We start from the raw sequence: 1,363 nt of genomic DNA on the forward strand, positions 1-1,363 counted from the left end.
TGAAATGGACCCGCGGAACGGGACCACTTGAGCCGGTTTGTTAGTTGTAAACTGACCGCTCCTGATCACTTTCTATCACGCTGCCAGAGATTCTGTCTGCTGCTGTTGCTGTGGGCATGTGGTCAACGCGTCAGCGTTGTCCACCATGTCCACAGCCTTCGCGGTGCGCATCCGTTCGCGCCAGACCGCCATCGGCGCGCGATAGCCGAGCGCCTGATGAAGGCGGCGATTGTTGTAGAAGGCGATCCAGTTTGCGATCCCTGCTTTGGCCTCGCGGCCGTCGGCATAGCCCTTGAGATAGATATCCTCATGCTTAAGCGACCGCCACAGCCGCTCGATGAAGACGTTGTCCATCCAGCGGCCGCGGCCATCCATCGAGATCTTGATCCCTGCGCCCGCCAGCGCGCCGGTGAAGGCCGTGCTGGTGAACTGGCTGCCCTGGTCGGTGTTGAAAATCTCCGGCGTGCCGTACTTCGCCAGCGCCTCTTCCAAAGCCGCCACGCAGAACGAGACGTCCATCGTGTTCGACAGCCGCCACGCCAGAACCGCACGGCTCGCCCAGTCGATGATCGCGACGAGATAGAGAAAGCCGCGCCCGATGGGCAGATACGTGATGTCGGCCGCCCACGCCTGGTTCGGCCGGTCGATCGTCATGTTGCGCAGCAGATAGGGATAGATCTTGTGGCCCGGCGCCGGCTTTGTCGTGTTCGGCTTCGGTCCCAGCGCCGCGATGCCCATCTTGCGCATCAACCGCTGCACACGCTTGCGATTGACCTGAAGCCCCTCAGTCTTCAGCATCGCGATCATTCGCCGCGAGCCTAGGAATGGCCAGGCGGTGAACAGCTCGTCGAGCCGCTGCATCAGGGCGAGGTCGTTGTCGTTAGCCGGCCGTGGCGGCCGGTAGACCCCAGAGCGCGCGATGCCAAGCAACATGCATTGCCGGCGGATCGACAGCGCCTGGTCGGCGCGATCGAGCATTTCTCGACGGTCCGGTGTGCTCATCTTCCGGACCTCCGTGCTAAAAAATCGCGCTCCACCGTCAATTGCCCAATCTTGGCGTGCAGCTTTTCGATCTCGCGTTCGCGCGTTTCCTCGCTCTCCCGCCCGACACCCGCGTCAAAGGCCCGCGCCGCCTGTTCCAGAAGTTGTTTCTTCCACGCATAGATCTGGTTCGGGTGCACCTCATAGCACTGAGCCAGCTCGGTCACCGTCGCCTGCTCCCGCACCGCCTCCAGCGCAATCTTCGCCTTCAGTGCCGCGTCGATTTTCCGTCTCGTCTTCTTCGTCATCATGCCCTCCGTCTATCAAACGGAGCGGCCCTTTTCCAACTTAGCCTCTGGTCCCAAAACCGGGGTCCATTTCA

At 61.7% G+C, this 1,363-nt stretch carries 1 protein-coding gene; it reads right to left on the reverse strand.

Going from position 1 to position 1,363, the window contains the following annotated elements:
• Nucleotides 1-75: 75 nt before the first annotated feature.
• A protein-coding gene (locus AC0L3X_RS47095; RefSeq protein WP_425364335.1) for an IS3 family transposase occupies nucleotides 76-1,289 on the reverse strand; the annotation gives its coding sequence in 2 pieces (ribosomal slippage) (nucleotides 76-1,013 and nucleotides 1,013-1,289; 1,215 coding nt in all).
• Nucleotides 1,290-1,363 lie beyond the last annotated feature (74 nt).

Source organism: Bradyrhizobium sp. MI1.7, assembly GCF_055811795.1.